This window comes from Acinetobacter higginsii (assembly GCF_000369525.1).
GTDB lineage: Bacteria > Pseudomonadota > Gammaproteobacteria > Pseudomonadales > Moraxellaceae > Acinetobacter > Acinetobacter higginsii.
In genome coordinates this window covers 293,801-313,910 of the sequence record NZ_KB850071.1, presented here as the reverse complement: position 1 = coordinate 313,910, position 20,110 = coordinate 293,801, and the positions used below count along the sequence as shown (strand labels likewise).

Sequence of the window (20,110 nt, the reverse complement as noted above, 5' to 3'; positions counted from 1 at the left end):
ATATTGATTTTGATGTAGTTATGGCAAAGAGACCAACCCGAAAGAGTAAAAGCCCATTTGCTTTTTTGAGCCAAAATGTTGGAAAAATGATGTTGGCACTGGTCGCAACAGGGAGTTTTGCGATCGCATTTGGCAGTGAAAAAATTTCCAAGTTCATCCCATTTCAATCCAGTAATACGGGTTGTTTAAAACAGTTTTATCGTGATGTTCCACCCTTACTCAGTAAAGACAGTCTGAAAAAAGACAGTTATGCACTATGTTTTAATGATTTTAATGTGATGTATTCAGGTATTTCTAAGACCCCATTGTGGACGGCAGAATATCTGACCCCAGAACGCTTAAGCATCAAAATTAAACGTGAAGATAATTTCCATGAAGAAACACGGCTAAAGCCTGCGCATCGTGCTTTATTGTCAGACTATCGTGGTTCAGGCTATGACCGTGGTCATATGGCGCCGAATGGTGATATGAATAATACTGCGGCGCAATATGACAGCTTTTCATTGGCCAATATGGTGCCGCAAGCGCCGAAGAATAATCAGGAAGTGTGGCGTAAATTAGAAGAAGCGGTGCGCTCGATGGTAACCAAGCAGCATAAAGATGCCTATGTGCTGACCGGTCCTGTATTTGAAGGCAAGCGACTTAAAACCATAGGCAGCGGCGTGATTGTCCCGACTGCAGTGTACAAAGCGGTGTATTTACCCAAGCAGGGGATTATTGGGGCCTACTATGCGCCGAATAATAATTCTCAACAGGTCAAAGTGGTCAGTGTTTGCTATTTGGAAGAGAAACTTGGCATTAACTTGTTCCCTCAATTGACGGAACAACAGAAGCGTAATGTTTATCAATTGCCACTTTCTGCAGTACAAGTAAAGCCGAATAAAGACATCAGTTATTCGCATTGGGATGGACAGAGCCAGTGTGCAGAAGAAGCTAAAACAGATGCCATTCAAGTGCAGCAACGTGAATTTACTTCACAGCAAACCGAGGCCGCAGAAAGCAAATTCCCACAAATTGATGAAGAGACCAAACAAGCCTTGATCAATCAATTGGTAAATGCATTGCTGCAGTATTTCTTACAAATGTTGAGATAATGTAGAACATCTTGCAAAGTCATCCTGCATGGATCATGTTGTGGGATAGACAACAACAATGAGAGAAAAAAGATGTTTAAGCCTTTTGAACAGGGTGATGAATCTTCAGCAATTTATGATCTGACTTTGGAAAATCAGGTCGATTGCGTGAGCTTATATGGCAATTTACAGATTACCAAAGATCAGGCAGGGCTGAAAACGGCCAAGGCATTGCAAAGCTTTATCAATGAGGTGGTTGCCGCTTTGGAAAAAGAACAACTTCCTGAGCAGATTGACAGAAAACCTGAGCAGGATATTGAAAATCCATTTCTATAAATAAAAAAAACAGCCGTTGCAGGCTGTTTTTTTATGGAGTATATCGCGCTTAGTCTTTGTCGCTACCCACCACTTTATAGATCACTGCACCAATGATGGCACCGATGATTGGTGCAACCCAGAATAACCAAAGTTGGCTGATTGCTGCTGTCTCAGCAAATAACGCAACTGCAGTACTACGTGCAGGGTTTACTGAGGTGTTGGTGACTGGAATACTGATCAAGTGGATCAACGTTAAAGCTAAACCAATTGCGATTGGTGCAAAGCCCGCAGGCGCGCGACGATCAGTAGCCCCCATGATCACGATCAAGAAGAACGCAGTTAAAACAACCTCAATCAGGAATGCTGACGCAACAGAGAAATGGTTTGGAGAGAGTTCACCATAGCCATTGGTTGCGAAACCGCCAGTACCAGCAAAACCAGCTTGACCTTGTACGATGATGTACAGCACGAATGCTGCAAGCGCACCACCAATCACTTGAGATACGATATAAGGGACTAAATCTTTAGAATCAAAACGTCCACCCACCCATAAACCTACACTGACAGCAGGGTTAAAGTGACCACCAGAAATATGACCGAAAGCGTAAGCACCTGTTAAAACAGTTAAACCAAATGCTAATGCAACACCTAAGAAACCAATGCCAAGTTCTGGGTATGCAGCTGCAAGCACAGCACTACCACAACCACCAAAAACAAGCCAAAAGGTTCCCAAAAATTCTGCTAAATATTTGTTCATTGTTATCACCACATCAGTTATAAAAAATAAAAAAGCAAGCATCCAAAATTTATTATGGATATGTTTAACCTGCGTGAAAAAATTGTGAACTAATTCACATAGGTATATAGGCTCTTATATAAAACGGGCAAAAAAATCGATCAGTTGCGAAACCGTTAGTTCATGAGTGTTTTTATTACGAATTGTAAATTGTGTTGTTGTTTCGCCACTGTTGCGGGGTTTGCCCCGTCCAAATCTTAAAAGCACGTTGAAAAGCACTTTGTTCAGAATAACAGAGCAGTAGCGCAATTTCTTGTAAACTCAGATGAGGGTCTTTTAAATATTCGGTCGCCAGCATAAAGCGGACCTGCTGTACCCGTTCCTGAAAGGTGGTGTCTTGTTGTTGTAAATGACGCTGTAATTGGCGCACCGACAGACCCAGTTTTTCGGCGATAAAATCGATTTGATATTGGTTCTTTTGTAGCCCAGTCAAAATGGCATGTTGTAGCCGCTGATCCAATTGGGTTGAATTGGGCAATTTATCCAGCAAGGCTTGGGCTTGCTGTAACAACAGTTGTTGTAAGGTGTGATCACCTGTTTTGAGTGGCTTAAAAGCTTCGCTCACTGGCAATAATAATTGTGTTTTGGGCTGTTCAAAACGCACTTTACAGTGGAAATACTGCTCATAAATGCTGATGTTTTTTGGTGCAGTATTGACGAAATGCACTTCATGCAGATGAATCGTGTCACCCGACATAAACAGTTTAAGGAACTGCACCATCAAGGCAATCGCGATTTCATCGGTCAACTGGGTCGGATGTGGTTCAGGGGCTTCCCAACGAATCGATGCATAAGGGTGATTAAATTCAACCACCAAAGGGCTACCATCATAAATCAGGCGATGAAAATCATGATAGCGTGCCAAAGCTTCACCTAGGTTTTCACAGGACAGCGCCAGATAGGCAATGATGCCCAAGTGTTTGGGTTGTACATAGGCTGCGATTTCCAAGCCTAGACCACTCTTTGGATGTAGTCGATTTAGATCTTCTAGTAGATCCCGCCAAATCACATAATCAAAACGCTCTAGGTTTTGAACCTGTTGTAATTGTTCAGGAATATGGATGTTCTCTGCTTCGCAATATGCTTTTAATAAATGCCCCAAACCACCAAAAACAGAGCCTGTATAGTTCTTGAGTTGAGACATCCTGTCTACCTCTTATCTTGTCGTGTTTTGTCAATATAAATATATCGCATCGTCAATACTTCGCCTACAAAAATTTATATCTTGAATAAAAATAAGGAAACATTTGGAGAAAACCATGATTAAGGGTTTTATCGCAGGTTTGGCTGTTGCAAATGCCTTTGAATGGTTTGCACATAAATACATTTTGCATGGGGTACATCGCCCAGGGCAGCCACGTTATAGCCCTGTGCCGAAAAGCATGGAATCGCACTGGGCGCATCATCGTGAAGTACGTAAACAGCAGTTTTCGGATGATTGCTATGTTGAGGGTGTGGAGCATTGGCGTACCCGTAATGAAATCATGTCATTGGCAGTGGTGGCAGGCGTTGCCAGTGTGGCGTTTTATCCCATTTCAAAAGGCATGTCTTTGGCAGCACTGTATAGTGCAGGCAACTATTATTATGTGCATCGTCGTGCACACTTAGAACCAGATTGGGCAAAACGAACCATTCCTTGGCATTATGATCATCATATGAATTCAAACCAAGATGCCAACTGGTGTGTGACGCGTCCATGGTTTGATTATGTGATGGGGACCCGTGTGGTGTCTTCTGCGGATTTAAAAGAGGCCAATCCATTGGGTCTTCCTTTACCTGCAGCCTTGTCTAAAGCATTGACGCAAGCGATTGAATCCGTTTTTCCTGCAAAATGGGTCGAGCAAAAACCAAAATTGGTGGAAGCACCTGTTGCTGAGCCACCGCAAAAACAATCGCAAGAATCGGTGGCTTAAATTGGATTGATCTAGTGGGCTGAGCAGGCTTTTATTGACAAATCATGACGACAAAAATAGGGGGATGTCGTGAATTGTCAATAAAATTGGTTTTTAATGTCAATATCTTTGTGCATTTTCTCGCTAATTTAGCTCAAGCATTTTAAATGCTCAGAATTTGTTCAAAATGATGATATTGTGCTTACCCTCTAGCGTTGTATAACGCAGTTTCCATACCTTGCTCAGCAAGGTATTTTTTTATCTGTATACAGCTATTTTTAAATAAAAAAACCTCTCGCTTGAGAGGTTTTTTATGGCTCATCTAATTAAAGACGCATCTCAATGCCTTGTTCAGCAAGATATTGTTTTGCTTCTGGAATGGTGTGTTGACCAAAGTGGAAAATAGAAGCAGCAAGTACTGCATCTGCACCGCCTTTTAAGATGCCATCGGCCAAATGCTGTAAGTTGCCTACACCACCCGAAGCGATGGTCGGGATATTGACGCGATCATTGATCTGACGCATTAAGGCAATGTCATAACCTGCTTTAGTACCATCGGCATCCATACTGGTAATCAGCAGTTCGCCTGCACCGAAGTCGGCCATTTTCACCGCCCATTCAATCGCATCGATGCCTGTTGGTTTACGACCGCCGTGGGTAAAAATTTCCCACTTGTTCTCGCCGGTTTTTTTCGCATCAATCGCAACCACGATACATTGTGCACCAAAGCGTTGAGAAGCTTCTTGGACAAACTCAGGAGTAAACACGGCAGCCGAGTTGATACTGACTTTATCGGCACCTGCATTCAACAATAAACGGATATCTTCAACTTTACGGACACCACCACCCACAGTTAATGGTACAAAAACGCTTTCTGCCATGCGTTCTACGGTACGGTAAGTGGTGTCGCGTCCATGATGGGTAGCAGTAATATCTAAAAAGGTAATTTCATCGGCGCCTTGTTCGTTATAACGACGGGCGACTTCAACAGGGTCACCTGCGTCACGAATATCAAGGAATTGAACGCCTTTGACGACTCGACCATTATCAACATCTAAGCAAGGGATAATACGTTTTGCGAGCATAAAATTTTCCAAAAAATCGCCAATAAAGAAAGGGGTGCTACACCTTCATGGAGGGAACAGGTATTCTATCAAACTTCACAGCTATTTTTTGCAGGTTTTCCATGTCGGTTTATACCCCGTTGAGTTTAGAAGAAGTTCAAGCCTTTGCTGAGCCTTATGGTTTAGCGGTGATTGACCTGATTCCAATCCAAGGCGGTATTCAAAACACCAATTATTTTTTGGTGGATCAATCACAGAAACACTATGTTTTAACGGTTTTTGAAGAATTAGATGCTGAAGGTGCAGGTGAATTGGTACCTGTACTGGATTGTTTGGGTGAGGCAGGTGTACCTGTGGCAGTGCCTTTAAAGCACAGTGGTCAGGCCATTCATACTATTGCAGATAAACCTGCACAAATTGCGCCACGCTTGATGGGTGAGCATCCAGAAGATGCCAGTATTATCCAAATTCAGGCGATTGCACAAGCACAGGCAAAATTGCATTTGGCCTTACAAGGCTTTCCTTTAGAACGTGATTTTAATCGTAATCATCAATATTGGTCAGATGTCGCTGAGCAACTTAAGCCACAAATGAATGCGCAAGATCAGGCATTGTTGGCTCAGGTTTTTCAGCAATTTGCACAGGTCACGCAACAGCATCCAGACCGTCCTACGGGCTTTATTCATTCTGATTTATTCAGAGATAACACCTTGTTTGAAGGCGATCAACTACAGGGTATTCTTGATTTTTATGAATTGAATCAAGATGAATGGTTATTTGATATTGCGATTAGTATCAATGATTTCTGTACTGCCTATCCACAAGCGCATTTAGATCCAGCCAAGGCCAATGCCTTTCTTGCAGCTTATCAAAGCATTCGTCAGCTGACCGTTGATGAGCTGGCCTGTTTAAATATCTTCTTGGCAATGGCGGCGTGCCGTTTCTGGAGTATGCGCTTACAAGTGGCGCAGAAAAATGCCGAGCAAGGGCGTACTGGCGATGATATTTTGCAAAAAGATCCGCTGGAAATGCGCATGATGTTACAAGACCGTTTACAACGAATCACAGCTTAGGGAATAGACATGCGAGATCAAGGTCGTTTAGTTGAGTGGTTTGATGATAAAGGCTATGGCTTTATCCAACCCAATGACACAGCAAAAGATCGTGTCTTTATCCATATCAAAGACTTTGCTCGCACAGGGCCGCGACCCTTGGTCGGTTGTGCCTTGGAGTATGTGGTGATTCTGGATGAGCGCGGTCGTTATCGCGCTCAGCAGGCGACGTATTTAAAAGCATCGCAAGTGATTGAACATCGTGCTCGTCCGAGTCAGCCTCAACCGTCGAAACGCTGGTCTGCGATGCAGATTGGTATCGTGATTTATATTGTCTTTATGCTGATCGCAAGCTTTAGTAAATTGCTGCCGCCATATACCTTATTATTTGTCAGCTTGATGAATGTATTGAGTTATTGGCTGTATGCGCAAGACAAAGAAGCCGCTCAGTTGGGCAATCGACGTATTCCAGAGCAGACTTTGCATATCGTGGATTCTTTGGGGGGATGGTGCGGTGGTTGGCTTGCTCAGCAAAAACTGAGACATAAAACACAAAAACAACCGTTTCGTAAGATTTATTTCTGTACCATAGTCTTCCATATACTATTGATATGTTGGTTAATTTCTCCGCTCAATGTGTTTTATTGATTGAGCGAGTTTGTTTCTGGAGATTAAATAAAAATGAATTATTCCGTTGATCAAGATCCAAATCGTACTTTGACTTTGGTGCTGTATGTGCTTTATATCATTGCGATTTTTACTGGTGGTCTATTGGCAATCATTGCTTTGATCATCAACTATGTAAAACGTAGTGATGTCCAAGGCTCAATTTTTGAAAGCCACTTTACTTGGCAAATCCGCACTTTCTGGTGGTATTTGGCTTGGAATATTATTGCCTTTATTCCGTTCTCGTTCCTGTTCTTTACCGGTGATAACGGCACGGCCTTTGCAGGCGTTGCGGTTTCTGCAACCACTTTTGCCTTTGCGGTGATTTTTGGTGCATGGATTTGGATTGTCTATCGCGCCATCCGTGGTTTGATCGCCTTAAATGACAATAAGCCGATGTATCAAGGCTAAGCTCGGCCAGAACTCGCTGGGTTGTGAACCTAAGCGAGTTCTTTATTGTTATTGGTTTTCGCTGTTGCATGATAGCGATAGCTTGCCCCTCGATGCTGTTCTGTCAGCAATGGACCTTGCCCAAACAGTTTCTCTCGCAACGTTCCTTCGGCATATTCCGTTGCATACACGCCACGTTGCTGTAGTTCTGGCACCAGATATTCCACCACATCTTCAAAGCTTTGATGCGCCAAAATATAGGCCAAGTTAAATCCGTCAATATCGGTTTCTTCCGTCCATGCCTGTAGTTGATCAGCCACAGTGGCAGCTGAGCCCACCAGTACTGGGCCATTGCCACCAATACTAATAAATTTGGCAATCTCTTCAATGGTCCAGATTCCATTCGGATCGGCTTTTACATAAGAATCCAACATCGATTGAATCGCATCGGTATGAATATATTCAACTTTGTCTTCTGCATGGAATTGCGAGAAGTCGACCCCTGACCAACCTGATGCCAAGGTTAAGCCGCCATGATAGCTGGCGTAATTTTGATATTCTTTGAATTTTGCTTGGGCTTTTGCATCGGTTTCATCCACTACGATCGACAGCATGGTATAGATCAAAATCGAATGAGGATCTTTGCCTTGTTCAACTAGGTTGGAACGAATGCCTTGTACCAGTTTTTTCACGGCTGCTTTGGTGGGCGCTGAAATAAACACACATTCAGCATTTTGGCTGGCAAATAATTGCCCACGACTGGATGCACCTGCTTGATAGAGCACAGGGGTACGTTGCGGTGATGGTTCGCAAATATGAATGCCGGGAACGCTAAAATATTGACCTTGATGATTGATCGGATGAACTTTGCGATGATCCGCAAAAATACCTTTTTCTTTATCACGCAGCACAGCATCTTGTTCCCAAGAACCTTCCCAAAGTTTATAGAGAACTTCTAAATATTCATCAGCGATGTCATAACGTTGATCATGACTGACTTGGGTTTTAAGACCTAAATTTTTTGAGCCACTTTCCAAGTATGAGGTGACGATGTTCCAACCAATGCGACCTTTGGTCAGATGATCTAAGGTACTCATGCGCCGTGCAAAGGGATAAGGGTGTTCAAACGAAATTGAAGTCGTCAGACCGAAGCCTAGGTGTTTAGTAACTGCTGCCATAGCAGGTACGATTTGCAAAGGATCATTGACGGGAACTTGCACGGCACCTGTGAGCGCATGTTGTGCTGATTGATGGTAAACATCATAAATGCCTAAAACATCGGCAATAAAAACCCCATCAAACTTGCCACGCTCTAAGATCTTGGCCAAATCGGTCCAATATTCGAGGTCTTTATATTCAGTCGAGCGATCTAGTGGATGACGCCACAACCCAGGCGATTGATGCGCAATACAGTTCATTTCAAAGGCATTAAATCTAATTTGCTTGCTCATTGCTCTTTACTAAATTAAAGATTTTTATTGATCTTAATTAAAAAAGATTGAATTGATTAATCATAAAAAAATAAATGTTTATCATGAATCTATTTAACGTGATTTTGGATTGTAGTTTGAAAAATTATTTTTTATTAAATTCAAAACTTTATTCTTTAAATGAGAGAAATTTGTTGGTGCCTAAGTCAGGCTTAGAGGATTGTTTCTTTTTGATTTTAAATTGTTTTTTAAATAAATAAGTAATGGTCTGGGTTTATTTTAAATAAAAAGATTAGGTTCTAAATTTAACTTATAAATATGCAATAAAAATAGTGCTAGTTTATTTTTTATAACTGCAAGATGAGTATTTATAATGACCTCAAAAATAGAAATAAAATTGGAAGATGCACAGAGTATTCCGCAAGATTTTTACTTGAATAATACGCCAGCACATGTGATTGCTTCAGATCAAGAAGCCATCGCTGTGGCACATCGCATAGCGGCTGCTTTTGCCAAAGATGCGGCAAAGCGTGACCATGAGCGCAAGCTGCCCTTACAGGAAATTCAACAATATTCTGCCTCTGGTCTGTGGGGGATCAATATTCCGAAACAGTTCGGGGGGGCAGGGGTGAGTTATAAAACCCTTGCTGAGGTGGTGACTATTATTTCCAGTGCAGATTCATCTTTAGGGCAGATTGCACAAAATCATTGGGCCTTTTTAGAACATATCCGTTTGGATGCGTCATTGGAACAGCAACAGTTCTTCTTCGAACAAGTGCTGCAAGGCAAGCGTTTAGGCAATGCATTCTCTGAAAAAAACTCGAAAACCGTCGCGGATTTGACTACTAAAATTGAATTTAAAGAGGATTATGCGCTGATTAGTGGTCAGAAATTCTTTGCCACAGGTGCTTTATTGGCACATTGGATTCCTGTGGTTGCAGTCAGTGACGATGGCAAAGTATTTGCAGCACTGGTACCACAACATACACCAGGTTTGACCATTGTGAATGACTGGAGCAGTTTTGGTCAGCGCACTACGGCCAGTGGTAGCGTGCAGCTGGATCATGTTCGAGTCGATTTAAAATATGTGGTACCGATCCATCAGGCTTTTGAACGTCCAACAGCAGCAGGTGCAATTTCGCAAATTATTCAGTCCGCTGTCGATGCCGGGATTGCGCGTGGGGCGATTGAGGAAACCATCCGCTATGTGCGTGAGCATGCCCGTCCGTGGATTGATTCAGGTGTGGAACACGCCAGTGAAGATCCTTATACCATTAGCAATATTGGTGAGCTAAAAATTAAATTGCGTGCCGCAGAGGCAGTTTTAGCTTTGGCAGGTGAGGCGATTGATCGTGCTTTGGCCAATCCAACCGAAGATACCGTAACAGAAGCAACTTTACTCACGGCTGAATCGAAAGTGTTGACTACGGAAATCGCACTCTTGGCAGCCAATAAATTATTTGAGTTATCCGGTACCCGTTCCACCTTATCTGAGTTGAATCTGGATCGGCACTGGCGCAATGCACGCACGCATACCCTGCATGATCCGGTACGTTGGAAATACAATCTGGTGGGTAATTATTATTTGAATGGTGTGGCACTGCCACGTCATGCGTGGAGCTAAGAGGACGCTATTATGACCAGTCAAAGTAATCAAAATCTCTCCTTGGGTGCACATTATGAACAGGTGGCGGGCAAGTTCCGTCCTATTTTCGAACGAATTGCGGAAGGTGCTTTAGCACGGGAAAAAAACCGAACTTTGCCCTATGAACCGATTCAATGGTTAAAACAGGCTGGCTTTGGCGCGGTACGCGTGCCTGTGGCTTTTGGTGGTGATGGGGTTTCGCAAAAGCAGCTGTTTCAGTTATTAATTGAACTTGCTCAAGCAGATTCCAATGTGGTTCAGGCCTTACGGGGGCATTTTGCCTTTGTCGAAGACCGTTTAAATGCACAAAAAACTGAAGCACAGACACTCTGGTTTGAACGCTTTGTCCGTGGTGAGATTGTGGGGAATGCGTGGACAGAAATTGGTAAAGTTGAAATCGGAGATGTGGCGACTCGTGTCAAGGTAACGCAAGATGGCAAACTCCGTATTAATGGTCAGAAGTATTATTCCACAGGCACGATTTTCGCAGACTGGATTGATCTTTTTGCTTTGGATGAAACCACCAATCAGCATGTGATTGCTGCGGTGTCTACGCAAGCAGAAGGCATTGATATTGTGGATGATTGGGATGGCTTTGGGCAAAAAACCACGGGCAGCGGAACCTTGACCTTAAACAATGTAGAAATTGCCCGAGATCACATTTTGGTGTTTGAAAACCGATTTAAATATCAAACTGCATTTTATCAGGTGGTACATCTCGCGACTTTGGCGGGGATTGCACACAGTGCAGTGGAGACCTTTAAGCAGGAAGTGCGTCAGCGGACGCGGATTTATAGTCATGGCAATGCCAGTTTGGTACGTGAAGATGCACAAATCCTGCAAGTGATTGGCAAAGCGTCTGCAGAAGCTTATGCGGCGCAAAGTATTGCATTAACTACTGCTGAAGCTTTGGATGCTGCGTATTTACAACATTTTCAGAATGATGAACAGGCTGAGTTGGAGGCCAATGAACGTGCTGAATTAGTATCGGCACAGGGGCAGGTGGTGATTGCGGAGTTGGTCTTGAATCTGAGCACCGAGCTGTTTAATGCCTTGGGCGCATCGGCCAGTAGCACTGACAAGCAGTTGGACCGTTTTTGGCGCAATGCTCGTGTGGTTGCATCACACAACCCATTGGTCTATAAACAGAAAGTGATTGGAGATTGGGAAGTCAATCAAGCGCCTTTGCCGTACGTGTGGCAGATTGGCAATAGTCCTGTAGCCGCGAATCAAAAAGAAATTCCAGCTTAGTCTTTTAAAAGTGCACAATAGATTTTATTGAACTAAAACTGTTGTGCACTTTTATCTATTAATTTTCTGGTCGTTGTTTCTTTGCAAAGAATTTAAATTTTAATTCGCTGATGAGTACCCCAAGCACCACCAATACTCCTCCAAATAATGCCAATAATGGTAAACGCTCTCCTGCAATACGACCGATTACCCCTGCCCAAACAGGTTCACCTGCATAAATAATCGCTGCACGTGTTGGATCGACCATACGTTGTGCCCAGTTCATCACAAATTGAATCAAGGCACTGGCTAAGCCGAGCGCCACTGCAATAATCAGCAATCCCCATGAAAAGTTAGGAATACTGTGTTCACCAACCAAAGGCATACTAGCAAATGATAAGCATGAAGCGACTGCCAGTTGAATCACCGTGACCCGTCTTAGGTTCACTTTCCCTGCAAAATAACCAATCAGTATAATTTCGAGTGCAATCACAAAGGCACAAATCAGGGTGAGTACTTGTCCATAACTAAAGTTAATACTGGAAAAGCCATTGCCTGTTAACAAGATCAAACCTGTAAAAGCCAGTGCAGTACCCAACCACGTCATCATAGAGGGCATCTTTTGAAAGATCACCCACATTAAAATGGGCACTAAGGGCACATACAGTGCGGTTAAAAGGGCTGATTCGCTACTGAGAATGCTTTGTAGGCCAATGGTTTGAGTACCATAGCCAATCGCGATTACAATCCCGATGGCTGTACCAGCCAAGCCCTCTTTTAGGGTTAGGCCACGCATCGATTTAATTGAGATTAAGAAGATCGCCAAAGCCGCGACTGCAAAACGGCAGCCGACAAAAAACATGGGGCTACTAAAATTCAGTGCATATTGCACGGCTAGAAATGTGCCACCCCAAATCATGGTAATAAAAATAAGCGCGAATTGTGCGGCTTTAGGAGATTGAGCTAACGCGGTCAAAGCAATGATCCTAATCGATAAAGTGCAATATACTGCACATATTGCATTGCCTGTTGGCTTTGTGCAATATATTGCGCAGATTTTTTATTTTCACTGTAGGAATGAATGAGTCATTCAGAGACGGTATTGCAAGATGTGGGACAGAATATCCGTCTGTTTCGTACCGAACGTCAGCTTAGCCAGCAAGATTTGGCAGATCGAGCAGGCGTTAGTCGTCGTACCATTGCTGCTTTGGAAACAGGACAAGTTAATATTAGTCTGGCCAAGCTTGATGCGATTGCCACGGCATTAGCTGTTGATTTTAAAAAACTGGTCAGCCCATCTGAGCTGAGTGAATCTGCCATCGTCAATACCTTGGCTTGGCAGGGGCAGCAGACTGAAAGTTATGCCACGCTTCTGGCTGCTGTGCCAACCCAAACACAAGTCGAATTATGGACATGGTCTTTGGCTGTGGGTGAAGTGTATCAAGCAGAGCCAGATCAAAAAGGCTGGCAAGAGTTGATTTATGTGCTGGATGGAGCGTTGACGATTTCGTTTGAACATGAAAATCGAGTGATTCAGGCAGGTGAGTCGATTTTATTTGAGAGTTCTGTCAATTATCGCTATCTCAATCAGGGTAATCGTAGCGTTCGTTTTATCCGAAACGTGATTTATTAACGTTAAAAAAAGGTGCTTAAGTTTGATTGCTTAAGCACCTGTAGCATTTATGGATTCTTTTTCAAACTTAGCTTGAGCTTTGATGCGTACCATATTTATCAATCATGATCGAACTGGCTTCATTTAGACCTCGTACAATGACGTGTACGCCTTTGCGCTGGAATTTATACACCACACTGTCGATCATGGCCACTGAAGTAACATCCCAAATATGTGAATGGGTTAAATCAATAATGACTTCTTTAACATCTTCATTGAAATCAAAGCTTTGCATAAATTTTTCTGAAGAACTAAAGAAAATTTGACCTTTCAGATTATAAACGCGTGCCTGATTTTCAAAATATCGCTCAACTCGAATATCTTGCTCTAATTTATTGGCAAGGAATAAAGCCGACAGTAACACGCCTGTAAGCACGCCTAAGGCTAAATTATGGGTTGCAACGACCACAATCACAGTGGCAAGCATCACGACATTACTGCTGATTGGATTCTTGCTAAAACTACTGATGGATTTCCATTCAAAGGTACTGATCGAGACCATGATCATCACGGCAACTAAGGCAGCCATAGGAATCACTTTTAACCAGTCGCTGATAAATACCACTAAGATGAGGAGGAAGATCCCTGCTGAGAAGGTCGATAAACGCGTCAAGCCACCTGATTTTACATTAATCATCGATTGACCAATCATGGCACAGCCCGCCATGCCACCCATAAAACCAGAGGCGATATTGGCGATGCCTTGACCTTTGCATTCTTGGAATTTATCGCTTGGGGTATCGGTCATCTCATCAATAATCGTTGCTGTCATCATCGATTCAAGCAAACCGACTGCTGCTAGTGCAACAGCATAGGGAAAGATGATTTTTAAGGTTTCAAAATTGAAGGGAATATCAGGAATTAAGAACACAGGAAGCGTATCAGGTAATGAACCCATGTCTCCTACTGTACGAATATCAATACCGAAGTAGATGGCGAGCAAAGTCACCGTGATGATGCAGACCAAGGGTGAAGGCAATAATTTACCGATTTTCGGAATCAGAGGAAATAGGTAGATAATGATCAGACCCAATAACACCAAGGCATAGACCTGCCATGTGACATTGACCAGTTCAGGCAGTTGCGCCATAAAGATCAAAATCGCCAATGCGTTGACGAATCCAATCACCACAGATTTGGATACGAAACGCATAAGTTTCGCTAGCTTTAGATAGCCCGCGATAATTTGCAATACACCCGTGAGCAAGGTGGCAGCCAGCAGATATTGTAAGCCATGCTCTTTGACCAAACTGGCCATGACCAAGGCCATTGCACCTGTTGCGGCTGAAATCATGGCAGGGCGACCACCAACGAAAGCAATCACCACTGCAATACAGAATGAAGCATATAAACCGACTTTGGGGTCGACCCCTGCAATAATAGAGAAGGCGATGGCTTCTGGGATCAGTGCTAAACTGACAACTAGTCCAGCCAAAATATCCGCACGGATATTGGAGAACCATTGCGCTCGAATATTGGAAAACATAGAAATAGCCTATTTTTTAGGAATTTTTAAAGGCTAGTGATGTGATATACAGACACACAACTACACCACATCACTAGACAGTGATGAGTTAATACATAGGAAATGTAAAACTTAAGGTGGCGTAAGCATCATGTGAGCAGAGAGGGGCTTTATTTGAACTGGGGTAAGCATAGCACCCAAGAGGATAAAGCTCTAGCGATTGTTACAATAACTAGAGCCTGAAACGATTAGAGTGATTGTTGGTCTAACAATAACTGTGCTTCACGAAGACTTAAAGTACCTTCATAGATGGCACGACCTGTAATCGCACCGAGGATTCCTTTTTTGTCTTTTAGATTGCGCACATCATCCAGATTGGTGACGCCGCCAGAAGCAATCACAGGTAAACCTGAATAGTTTGCCAAATTCACGGTCTGTTCAACGTTCACACCTTGCATCATGCCATCACGTGCAATATCGGTATAAACAATGCTAGATACACCAGCATCGGCAAAACGTTTAGCAAGATCTGTCGCTTTTACATCAGTCACATTGGCCCAACCATCGGTTGCCACCATGCCATTGATGGCATCAATACCAACAATGATATGACCTGCGAAGCGTTTACATGCTTCTTCAACAAACTCTGGTTCTTTCACGGCTTTGGTACCGATAATCACGAAAGAAACACCAGCTTCCAAATAGTGTTCGATGGTTTCAAGTGAACGGATACCACCACCAATCTGAATTGGAAGTTCAGGTTGTGCACGCGCAATCGCTTCAACCACGGGTTTATGAATTGGTGTACCTGCGAAAGCACCATTTAAATCGACTAAATGTAAACGACGTGCGCCTTCATCCACCCAATGTTGTGCAGTTGCCACAGGGTCTTCAGAGAAAACGGTATCGTCTTCCATACGTCCTTGTTTTAAACGGACACATTTACCATCTTTCAGGTCAATTGCTGGGATGATTAGCATGCTTTCGCTCCTTGCGTCATCATAGAGTTTAAATTGGCTACATATTAGCAAAATATTGATCAATCGCTAAGCCTTGTCTGCTAAACCTGCCAGTATTCTCCTGATTTGTTGCAATAATTGGGTTGTGAGTAATTGTTGCTGATACAGTTGTTCGAAACAGAGCAGTGCGGCATAGGCATCTGCGGCGGCATAATTGATTTGTTGCGGGCTGAGATTTTTAACAGACCAGTTGGAAGTGCTGACTTTTTTACTTTTGGTAAAGTACCGTTGAAAAAGCAGCGCGATTGCCGTTTGAGTACCGACTTGGCTGCGATAACCAAAACTTGCAAAGCTCTTGGATAGGTCAATCATGGCATTAGGTTGAATACCTTTACTACGAAAGATATGCGCATCATTTTTCAGTCCAAAACCGACTTTGAGTTGCTGTTCATTTTCGAGAATCGGCTTGAGAAAGGCTAAAATTTCAGCACTGACTTGGAACAGATAAGCTTGGTTTGGGGTTGCCAGCTGGATCAGGTGAGGCCCCGTCGATTTTTCGCCAGCTTTGAAAGTTGGTTTAGATTCGGTGTCGAAACCAAAAACTTGAATAGAAGCAAGTTCAGTTTGAACGGCCAGACATTGATTAAGCGTTTGGATCACCAAAATATTTTCAGGGGCGAGATTCTGAAATGCAGGCAATGCGCGGATCTGTTCTTTGCTTAAAAGGGGAGTATGTTGAGGCGTATCCATCTGCATTAGAAGCTCAAAGCGTTTGATTGAGCTTAAAGGGTTTTATTGAAATAAAAAAGCCAAGTGGGAACTTGGCTGTTGTTGATCTCTTTTAAGTGGGCTATTGTTGCTGTATCAATTGACTTCGTTGCACATATTCCTGATATGCAGGAACTGCGCTGCCCACTAAGGCAAAAATGACGGCAAGTGGAATAATCACAATATAAATCCAGCCCAAGACTTTTTCCCAGCCTGATGTCTCACGTTCAACACCAAACTTATTCTCACCTGCTGTTCCTTTGGCACAGAGCAGATAAATAATGAAAATGAAGTTTACAAAGGGGACAATGGCTAATAATGACAACCAACCTGTTTGATTACGGTCATGTAAACGACGAATGGTAAATACAAAAGAAAAATAGACGAACACGATATAGAGAATGATAAACAGGACAATTGCGAGGACTGGATAATCTTGCCCTTGTTCAAGACTGCCGCCAGTCACGAGTACAGCACCAAATGCCAAGACAAAAATGAGAATCACTGCGACGATTGAACTTAAAAATGTCCAAGCTGCATAGGATAGTCGGCCAAAACGACCTTTGGGACTCAGTGGGTGATCCACGCTTTGAGTAGATAAATTCATTGTTATTCCTATCTAGGTGTTTTTATGGGATTGTAAAAATTGAAAAATGTATCGTTTAGAATAATAAAGAAAAAATTGCAAAATTAAAGCTTAAATTATTTTATGAGTTGCAGACCAAGTGATAACGAAAAACTTGATCTGCATTAGGTGGACTTAAATCTTCCATTCCACAAAGTTTTTTAACAGCTGTAGGCCAGCGGTATGACTTTTTTCAGGATGGAACTGCGTTGCAAACAAATTATCTTTGTGAATCGCCGTGCAGAAATTCACGCCATAATCACAGGTCGCTGCAATAATTGCTGAATCGGTTGGCTCAACATAATAGCTATGTACAAAGTAGAAACGTGCATCTTGCTCAATGTTATTCCACATCGGATGCTCTGGATCAAGTTGATGTACTTGATTCCAACCCATATGCGGTACTTTTAAATTTGGGATTTGAGGAAAGTGTTTTCCCACTCCCTTAAAAATACCCAGTGCTTCGACGCCACCATTTTCTTCCGAACTTTGTAGTAGCGCTTGCATACCGACACAAATTGCGAGCACAGGTTTGTTGAAAGCAGCCTGACGTACCACCTCATCAATTCCAGCTTCACGCATGCCTTGCATGCAGTCACGCATAGCACCGACACCCGGGAAAACAATTTTATCCGCTTTGGCAATCAGTTTAGGATCATTGGTGACATCAACTGTTGCACCGACATGCTCTAAGGCTTTTGCCGCAGAGTGTAGATTGCCCATGCCATAATCAAGTAAAGCAATACGGGTCATTACAAACTACCTTTAGTCGAAGCAATGGTGTTTTCTGCGCGTGGATCAATTTCACATGCCATACGCAATGCACGTGCTAAAGCTTTAAACACACTTTCAATCTGGTGGTGACTATTTTTGCCTTTCAGGTTATCAATATGCAATGTCATCAGCGCATGATTGACAAAACCTTGGAAAAATTCTGAAAATAAATCGACATCAAATGTTCCGATGCGGGCACGTGTATATGGAATATCCATAAACAAACCCGGACGACCAGATAGATCAACCACAACACGAGACAGTGCTTCATCTAATGGTGCATAAAAATGTCCATAACGACGTAAGCCTTTTTTATCGCCTAAAGCTTGCGCAAATGCTTGCCCCAAGGTGATTCCGCAGTCTTCGACGGTGTGATGGTCATCAATTTCTAGGTCACCATCGCAATGAATGTCGATATCAAATAGACCATGACGCTTGATTTGATCAATCATATGGTCTAAAAATGGAACTCCAGTGTTGAGTGTGCCTTGACCAGTACCATCGAGATTGAGTCGAACTCGAATTTTTGTTTCGTTGGTATTTCTTACCACTTCACTGATACGTTGCGTCATGGACACGTTCCTCAAAAAACGTCAAAAATGATTGAATTAAAAACCAATAGTTTCGCTGTGACGAAAAAGTGACAGCATCATAGTTTGCTCAGGAGGGTTAATCAATGCCTATTACCGTACATGCTTACAGTTCTCTGGATAATCTAGGAATTCGTACTCAGCTAGAGCGACTTTACGATACCAGCCCAGAGTTTGGCGATGGGCAAGATGCAATGGAACAACTTGAACAAAATCTCCAACAATATACCACAGTTTACACTGCTGAATTTAACACCAAAATTATAGGTGCAATTTGGGCGACAGGACAAGGTGAAAGCCGTGTTTTGGAATATATTGTGGTACATCCAGCCAATCGCGGGCGTGGGGTTGCAGAACGTTTGGTTGAAGAGGTATGCCGTATGGAAGAAGAGCAAGGGGTTAAACAGTTTGAACCGGGTTGTGGGGCAATCCATCGCTGTTTATCACATATTGGCAAAATCTAAGACTTAGCTTGCTACTTTGGAGCAAAATTAAGCGCTTAAGAGAAAAATCCACAAATTTGCTTGACGGGCTTAGGCAAACATTGTTTAATACGCCCACTTTGGCGTGATAGCTCAGTAGGTAGAGCAACGGATTGAAAATCCGTGTGTCCCCAGTTCGATCCTGGGTCTCGCCACCATAAATTTGTATTTTCAATCCCTGATCCCATCAGGGATTTTTTTTGCCCAAAAAATGATTGCGTGAAAAATGTGCATTCAAATCAAAAGCTCATGATAATTATTGACTATTGGTCTGAGATACGGCTTAATACACCCCATTGGCGTGATAGCTCAGTAGGTAGAGCAACGGATTGAAAATCCGTGTGTCCCCAGTTCGATCCTGGGTCTCGCCACCATATTCAAAAAGCCTCAAACGAAAGTTTGGGGCTTTTTTTATATTTAAAATATTTTGCTATATTAAAGCTGAGTCAAAAATTTTAAGAATAGACCAGTATGAAAGATTTATTTTCTGAGCAAAGTGAACTTTATCAACAGGCACGGCCAACTTATCCGCAAACGTTAGTAAACTGCTTAATAGCGCAGCTCAATGGCTTGGACTGTGCGTGGGATTGTGGGGCAGGTTCTGGGCAACTGACTCAGCTGATCGCTCCTTATTTTCAGCATGTGGTTGCAACTGATCTTAGTCAAAATCAGTTAGATCAGGCCCCAGCATTATCCAATGTGCAGTATTTACAACAAGCCGCAGAGCAAACCTCATTTGCAGATCAGTCTTTTGATTTAATTACTGTTGCCCAAGCGATTCACTGGTTTGATTTTGAAAAGTTTTATGCAGAAGTAAAACGAACATTAAAGCTAAATGGTCTTTTTGCCGTAATTGGCTATGGCTTAATTCAGTTAGATGATACAGATTTAAATCAGCGAATCGATCTGCTCTATCATCAGACTTTAAAGGGCTTTTGGGATGCAGAGCGACGTTATATTGATGAGCATTATCAAACGATTCCATTTCCCTTTGAGGAAATCGCAATGCCACAGTTTCAGATCGAGTTAGGTTGGACAGGGCCACAGTTGTGGGATTATCTCAATACTTGGTCTGCAGTAAAGCATTACCAAGATCGGCTGCATGTCAGCCCTTTGGTGAGCTTAGAAGATATTTTGCAGATACAACAGCCGATTGCAGTTCGTTTTCCAATTTTGCTCAGAGTCGGGCGCTTAGCTACTTCTGGGTAGAAAAATAAAA

Annotated in this window: 22 protein-coding genes and 2 tRNA genes; 13 read left to right on the top strand and 11 right to left on the bottom strand. The window is 42.8% G+C overall.

Features of this window, described 5'->3' with window-relative positions; genetic code table 11:
* The first annotated feature begins 20 nt into the window (after positions 1–20).
* Positions 21–1,094 carry a DNA/RNA non-specific endonuclease gene (locus tag F902_RS04680; protein WP_017402270.1) on the top strand — a complete coding sequence of 358 codons (1,074 nt, stop codon included), beginning with the start codon at positions 21–23 and terminating at the stop codon, positions 1,092–1,094.
* A gap of 72 nt (positions 1,095–1,166) precedes the next feature.
* Entirely contained in the window at positions 1,167–1,409 is a 243-nt protein-coding gene (locus F902_RS04675; RefSeq protein WP_005201439.1) for a hypothetical protein, read from the top strand.
* 49 nt (positions 1,410–1,458) lie between these two features.
* Here the strand turns inward: F902_RS04675 and aqpZ are convergent, their stop codons facing one another.
* A complete protein-coding gene (gene aqpZ / locus F902_RS04670) occupies positions 1,459–2,148 on the bottom strand; it encodes an aquaporin Z (protein ID WP_005201436.1) in 690 nt (229 codons plus the stop codon).
* A gap of 175 nt (positions 2,149–2,323) precedes the next feature.
* Positions 2,324–3,331: an AraC family transcriptional regulator gene (locus F902_RS04665; RefSeq protein ID WP_005201434.1), complete on the bottom strand. Its 1,008-nt coding sequence runs from the start codon at positions 3,329–3,331 to the stop codon at positions 2,324–2,326.
* A 115-nt stretch (positions 3,332–3,446) separates the two neighbouring features.
* On the opposite strand from F902_RS04665, the gene F902_RS04660 reads away from it, so the two are divergent.
* Entirely contained in the window at positions 3,447–4,100 is a 654-nt protein-coding gene (locus F902_RS04660) for a sterol desaturase family protein (protein WP_005201431.1), read from the top strand.
* Between the two features lie 305 nt (positions 4,101–4,405).
* Here F902_RS04660 and hisF read toward each other — a convergent pair whose 3' ends face one another.
* Complete coding sequence (gene hisF / locus F902_RS04655; RefSeq protein WP_004659983.1) at positions 4,406–5,164, bottom strand: imidazole glycerol phosphate synthase subunit HisF; 759 nt, start codon at positions 5,162–5,164, stop codon at positions 4,406–4,408.
* A gap of 101 nt (positions 5,165–5,265) precedes the next feature.
* Here hisF and F902_RS04650 point away from each other — a divergent pair, with 101 nt between their 5' ends.
* The 3 genes from F902_RS04650 to F902_RS04640 are packed head-to-tail and all read left to right on the top strand — an operon-like array spanning position 5,266 to position 7,272.
* Complete coding sequence (locus tag F902_RS04650; protein ID WP_005201430.1) at positions 5,266–6,216, top strand: homoserine kinase; 951 nt, start codon at positions 5,266–5,268, stop codon at positions 6,214–6,216.
* Positions 6,217–6,225: 9 nt separating this feature from the next.
* Positions 6,226–6,843, top strand: a complete 618-nt coding sequence (locus F902_RS04645) for a DUF1294 domain-containing protein (RefSeq protein WP_004803792.1) — start codon at positions 6,226–6,228, stop codon at positions 6,841–6,843.
* 33 nt (positions 6,844–6,876) lie between these two features.
* Positions 6,877–7,272, top strand: a complete 396-nt coding sequence (locus F902_RS04640) for a DUF4870 family protein (RefSeq protein ID WP_004803794.1) — start codon at positions 6,877–6,879, stop codon at positions 7,270–7,272.
* Positions 7,273–7,301: 29 nt separating this feature from the next.
* On the opposite strand, the gene F902_RS04635 is transcribed toward F902_RS04640, so the two are convergent.
* Positions 7,302–8,702: an LLM class flavin-dependent oxidoreductase gene (locus F902_RS04635; RefSeq protein WP_005201427.1), complete on the bottom strand. Its 1,401-nt coding sequence runs from the start codon at positions 8,700–8,702 to the stop codon at positions 7,302–7,304.
* Between the two features lie 352 nt (positions 8,703–9,054).
* Here F902_RS04635 and F902_RS04630 point away from each other — a divergent pair, with 352 nt between their 5' ends.
* Positions 9,055–10,305: an SfnB family sulfur acquisition oxidoreductase gene (locus tag F902_RS04630; protein ID WP_005201425.1), complete on the top strand. Its 1,251-nt coding sequence runs from the start codon at positions 9,055–9,057 to the stop codon at positions 10,303–10,305.
* Between the two features lie 12 nt (positions 10,306–10,317).
* On the top strand, positions 10,318–11,577 hold the full coding sequence (locus F902_RS04625; RefSeq protein ID WP_005201423.1) for an acyl-CoA dehydrogenase family protein: 1,260 nt from the start codon (positions 10,318–10,320) through the stop codon (positions 11,575–11,577).
* A gap of 58 nt (positions 11,578–11,635) precedes the next feature.
* Here the strand turns inward: F902_RS04625 and F902_RS04620 are convergent, their stop codons facing one another.
* Positions 11,636–12,475 (bottom strand): DMT family transporter, encoded by an 840-nt coding sequence (locus tag F902_RS04620; protein ID WP_412781878.1) that lies wholly within the window; start codon positions 12,473–12,475, stop codon positions 11,636–11,638.
* 162 nt (positions 12,476–12,637) lie between these two features.
* On the opposite strand from F902_RS04620, the gene F902_RS04615 reads away from it, so the two are divergent.
* A complete protein-coding gene (locus F902_RS04615) occupies positions 12,638–13,189 on the top strand; it encodes a helix-turn-helix domain-containing protein (RefSeq protein WP_005201414.1) in 552 nt (183 codons plus the stop codon).
* 67 nt (positions 13,190–13,256) lie between these two features.
* On the opposite strand, the gene F902_RS04610 is transcribed toward F902_RS04615, so the two are convergent.
* The 6 genes from F902_RS04610 to hisB all read right to left on the bottom strand — a co-directional run bounded on the left by F902_RS04610 (position 13,257) and on the right by hisB (position 18,391).
* The gene (locus tag F902_RS04610) at positions 13,257–14,714 is read right to left on the bottom strand and encodes a SulP family inorganic anion transporter (RefSeq protein WP_005201412.1); all 1,458 of its coding nucleotides are present in this window, start codon (positions 14,712–14,714) and stop codon (positions 13,257–13,259) included.
* Between the two features lie 227 nt (positions 14,715–14,941).
* On the bottom strand, positions 14,942–15,673 hold the full coding sequence (gene hisA, locus F902_RS04605) for a 1-(5-phosphoribosyl)-5-[(5-phosphoribosylamino)methylideneamino]imidazole-4-carboxamide isomerase (protein ID WP_004803807.1): 732 nt from the start codon (positions 15,671–15,673) through the stop codon (positions 14,942–14,944).
* Positions 15,674–15,739: 66 nt separating this feature from the next.
* Positions 15,740–16,408 (bottom strand): 3'-5' exonuclease, encoded by a 669-nt coding sequence (locus F902_RS04600; RefSeq protein ID WP_005201410.1) that lies wholly within the window; start codon positions 16,406–16,408, stop codon positions 15,740–15,742.
* Positions 16,409–16,502: 94 nt separating this feature from the next.
* Positions 16,503–17,027, bottom strand: a complete 525-nt coding sequence (locus F902_RS04595; RefSeq protein ID WP_005201408.1) for a DUF805 domain-containing protein — start codon at positions 17,025–17,027, stop codon at positions 16,503–16,505.
* A 153-nt stretch (positions 17,028–17,180) separates the two neighbouring features.
* A complete protein-coding gene (gene hisH / locus F902_RS04590) occupies positions 17,181–17,798 on the bottom strand; it encodes an imidazole glycerol phosphate synthase subunit HisH (RefSeq protein ID WP_005201406.1) in 618 nt (205 codons plus the stop codon).
* The gene (gene hisB, locus F902_RS04585) at positions 17,798–18,391 is read right to left on the bottom strand and encodes an imidazoleglycerol-phosphate dehydratase HisB (protein WP_004803817.1); all 594 of its coding nucleotides are present in this window, start codon (positions 18,389–18,391) and stop codon (positions 17,798–17,800) included. The genes hisH and hisB overlap by 1 nt, the downstream gene beginning before the upstream one ends.
* A 104-nt stretch (positions 18,392–18,495) precedes the next feature.
* On the opposite strand from hisB, the gene F902_RS04580 reads away from it, so the two are divergent.
* From F902_RS04580 to F902_RS04565, 4 genes are all read left to right on the top strand, one after another.
* The gene (locus F902_RS04580) at positions 18,496–18,873 is read left to right on the top strand and encodes a GNAT family N-acetyltransferase (protein WP_005147436.1); all 378 of its coding nucleotides are present in this window, start codon (positions 18,496–18,498) and stop codon (positions 18,871–18,873) included.
* A gap of 100 nt (positions 18,874–18,973) precedes the next feature.
* A tRNA-Phe gene (locus F902_RS04575) sits at positions 18,974–19,049 on the top strand.
* Positions 19,050–19,189: 140 nt separating this feature from the next.
* Positions 19,190–19,265: transfer RNA gene (locus tag F902_RS04570), tRNA-Phe, on the top strand.
* Between the two features lie 97 nt (positions 19,266–19,362).
* Complete coding sequence (locus tag F902_RS04565; protein ID WP_004803819.1) at positions 19,363–20,100, top strand: class I SAM-dependent methyltransferase; 738 nt, start codon at positions 19,363–19,365, stop codon at positions 20,098–20,100.
* Positions 20,101–20,110 lie beyond the last annotated feature (10 nt).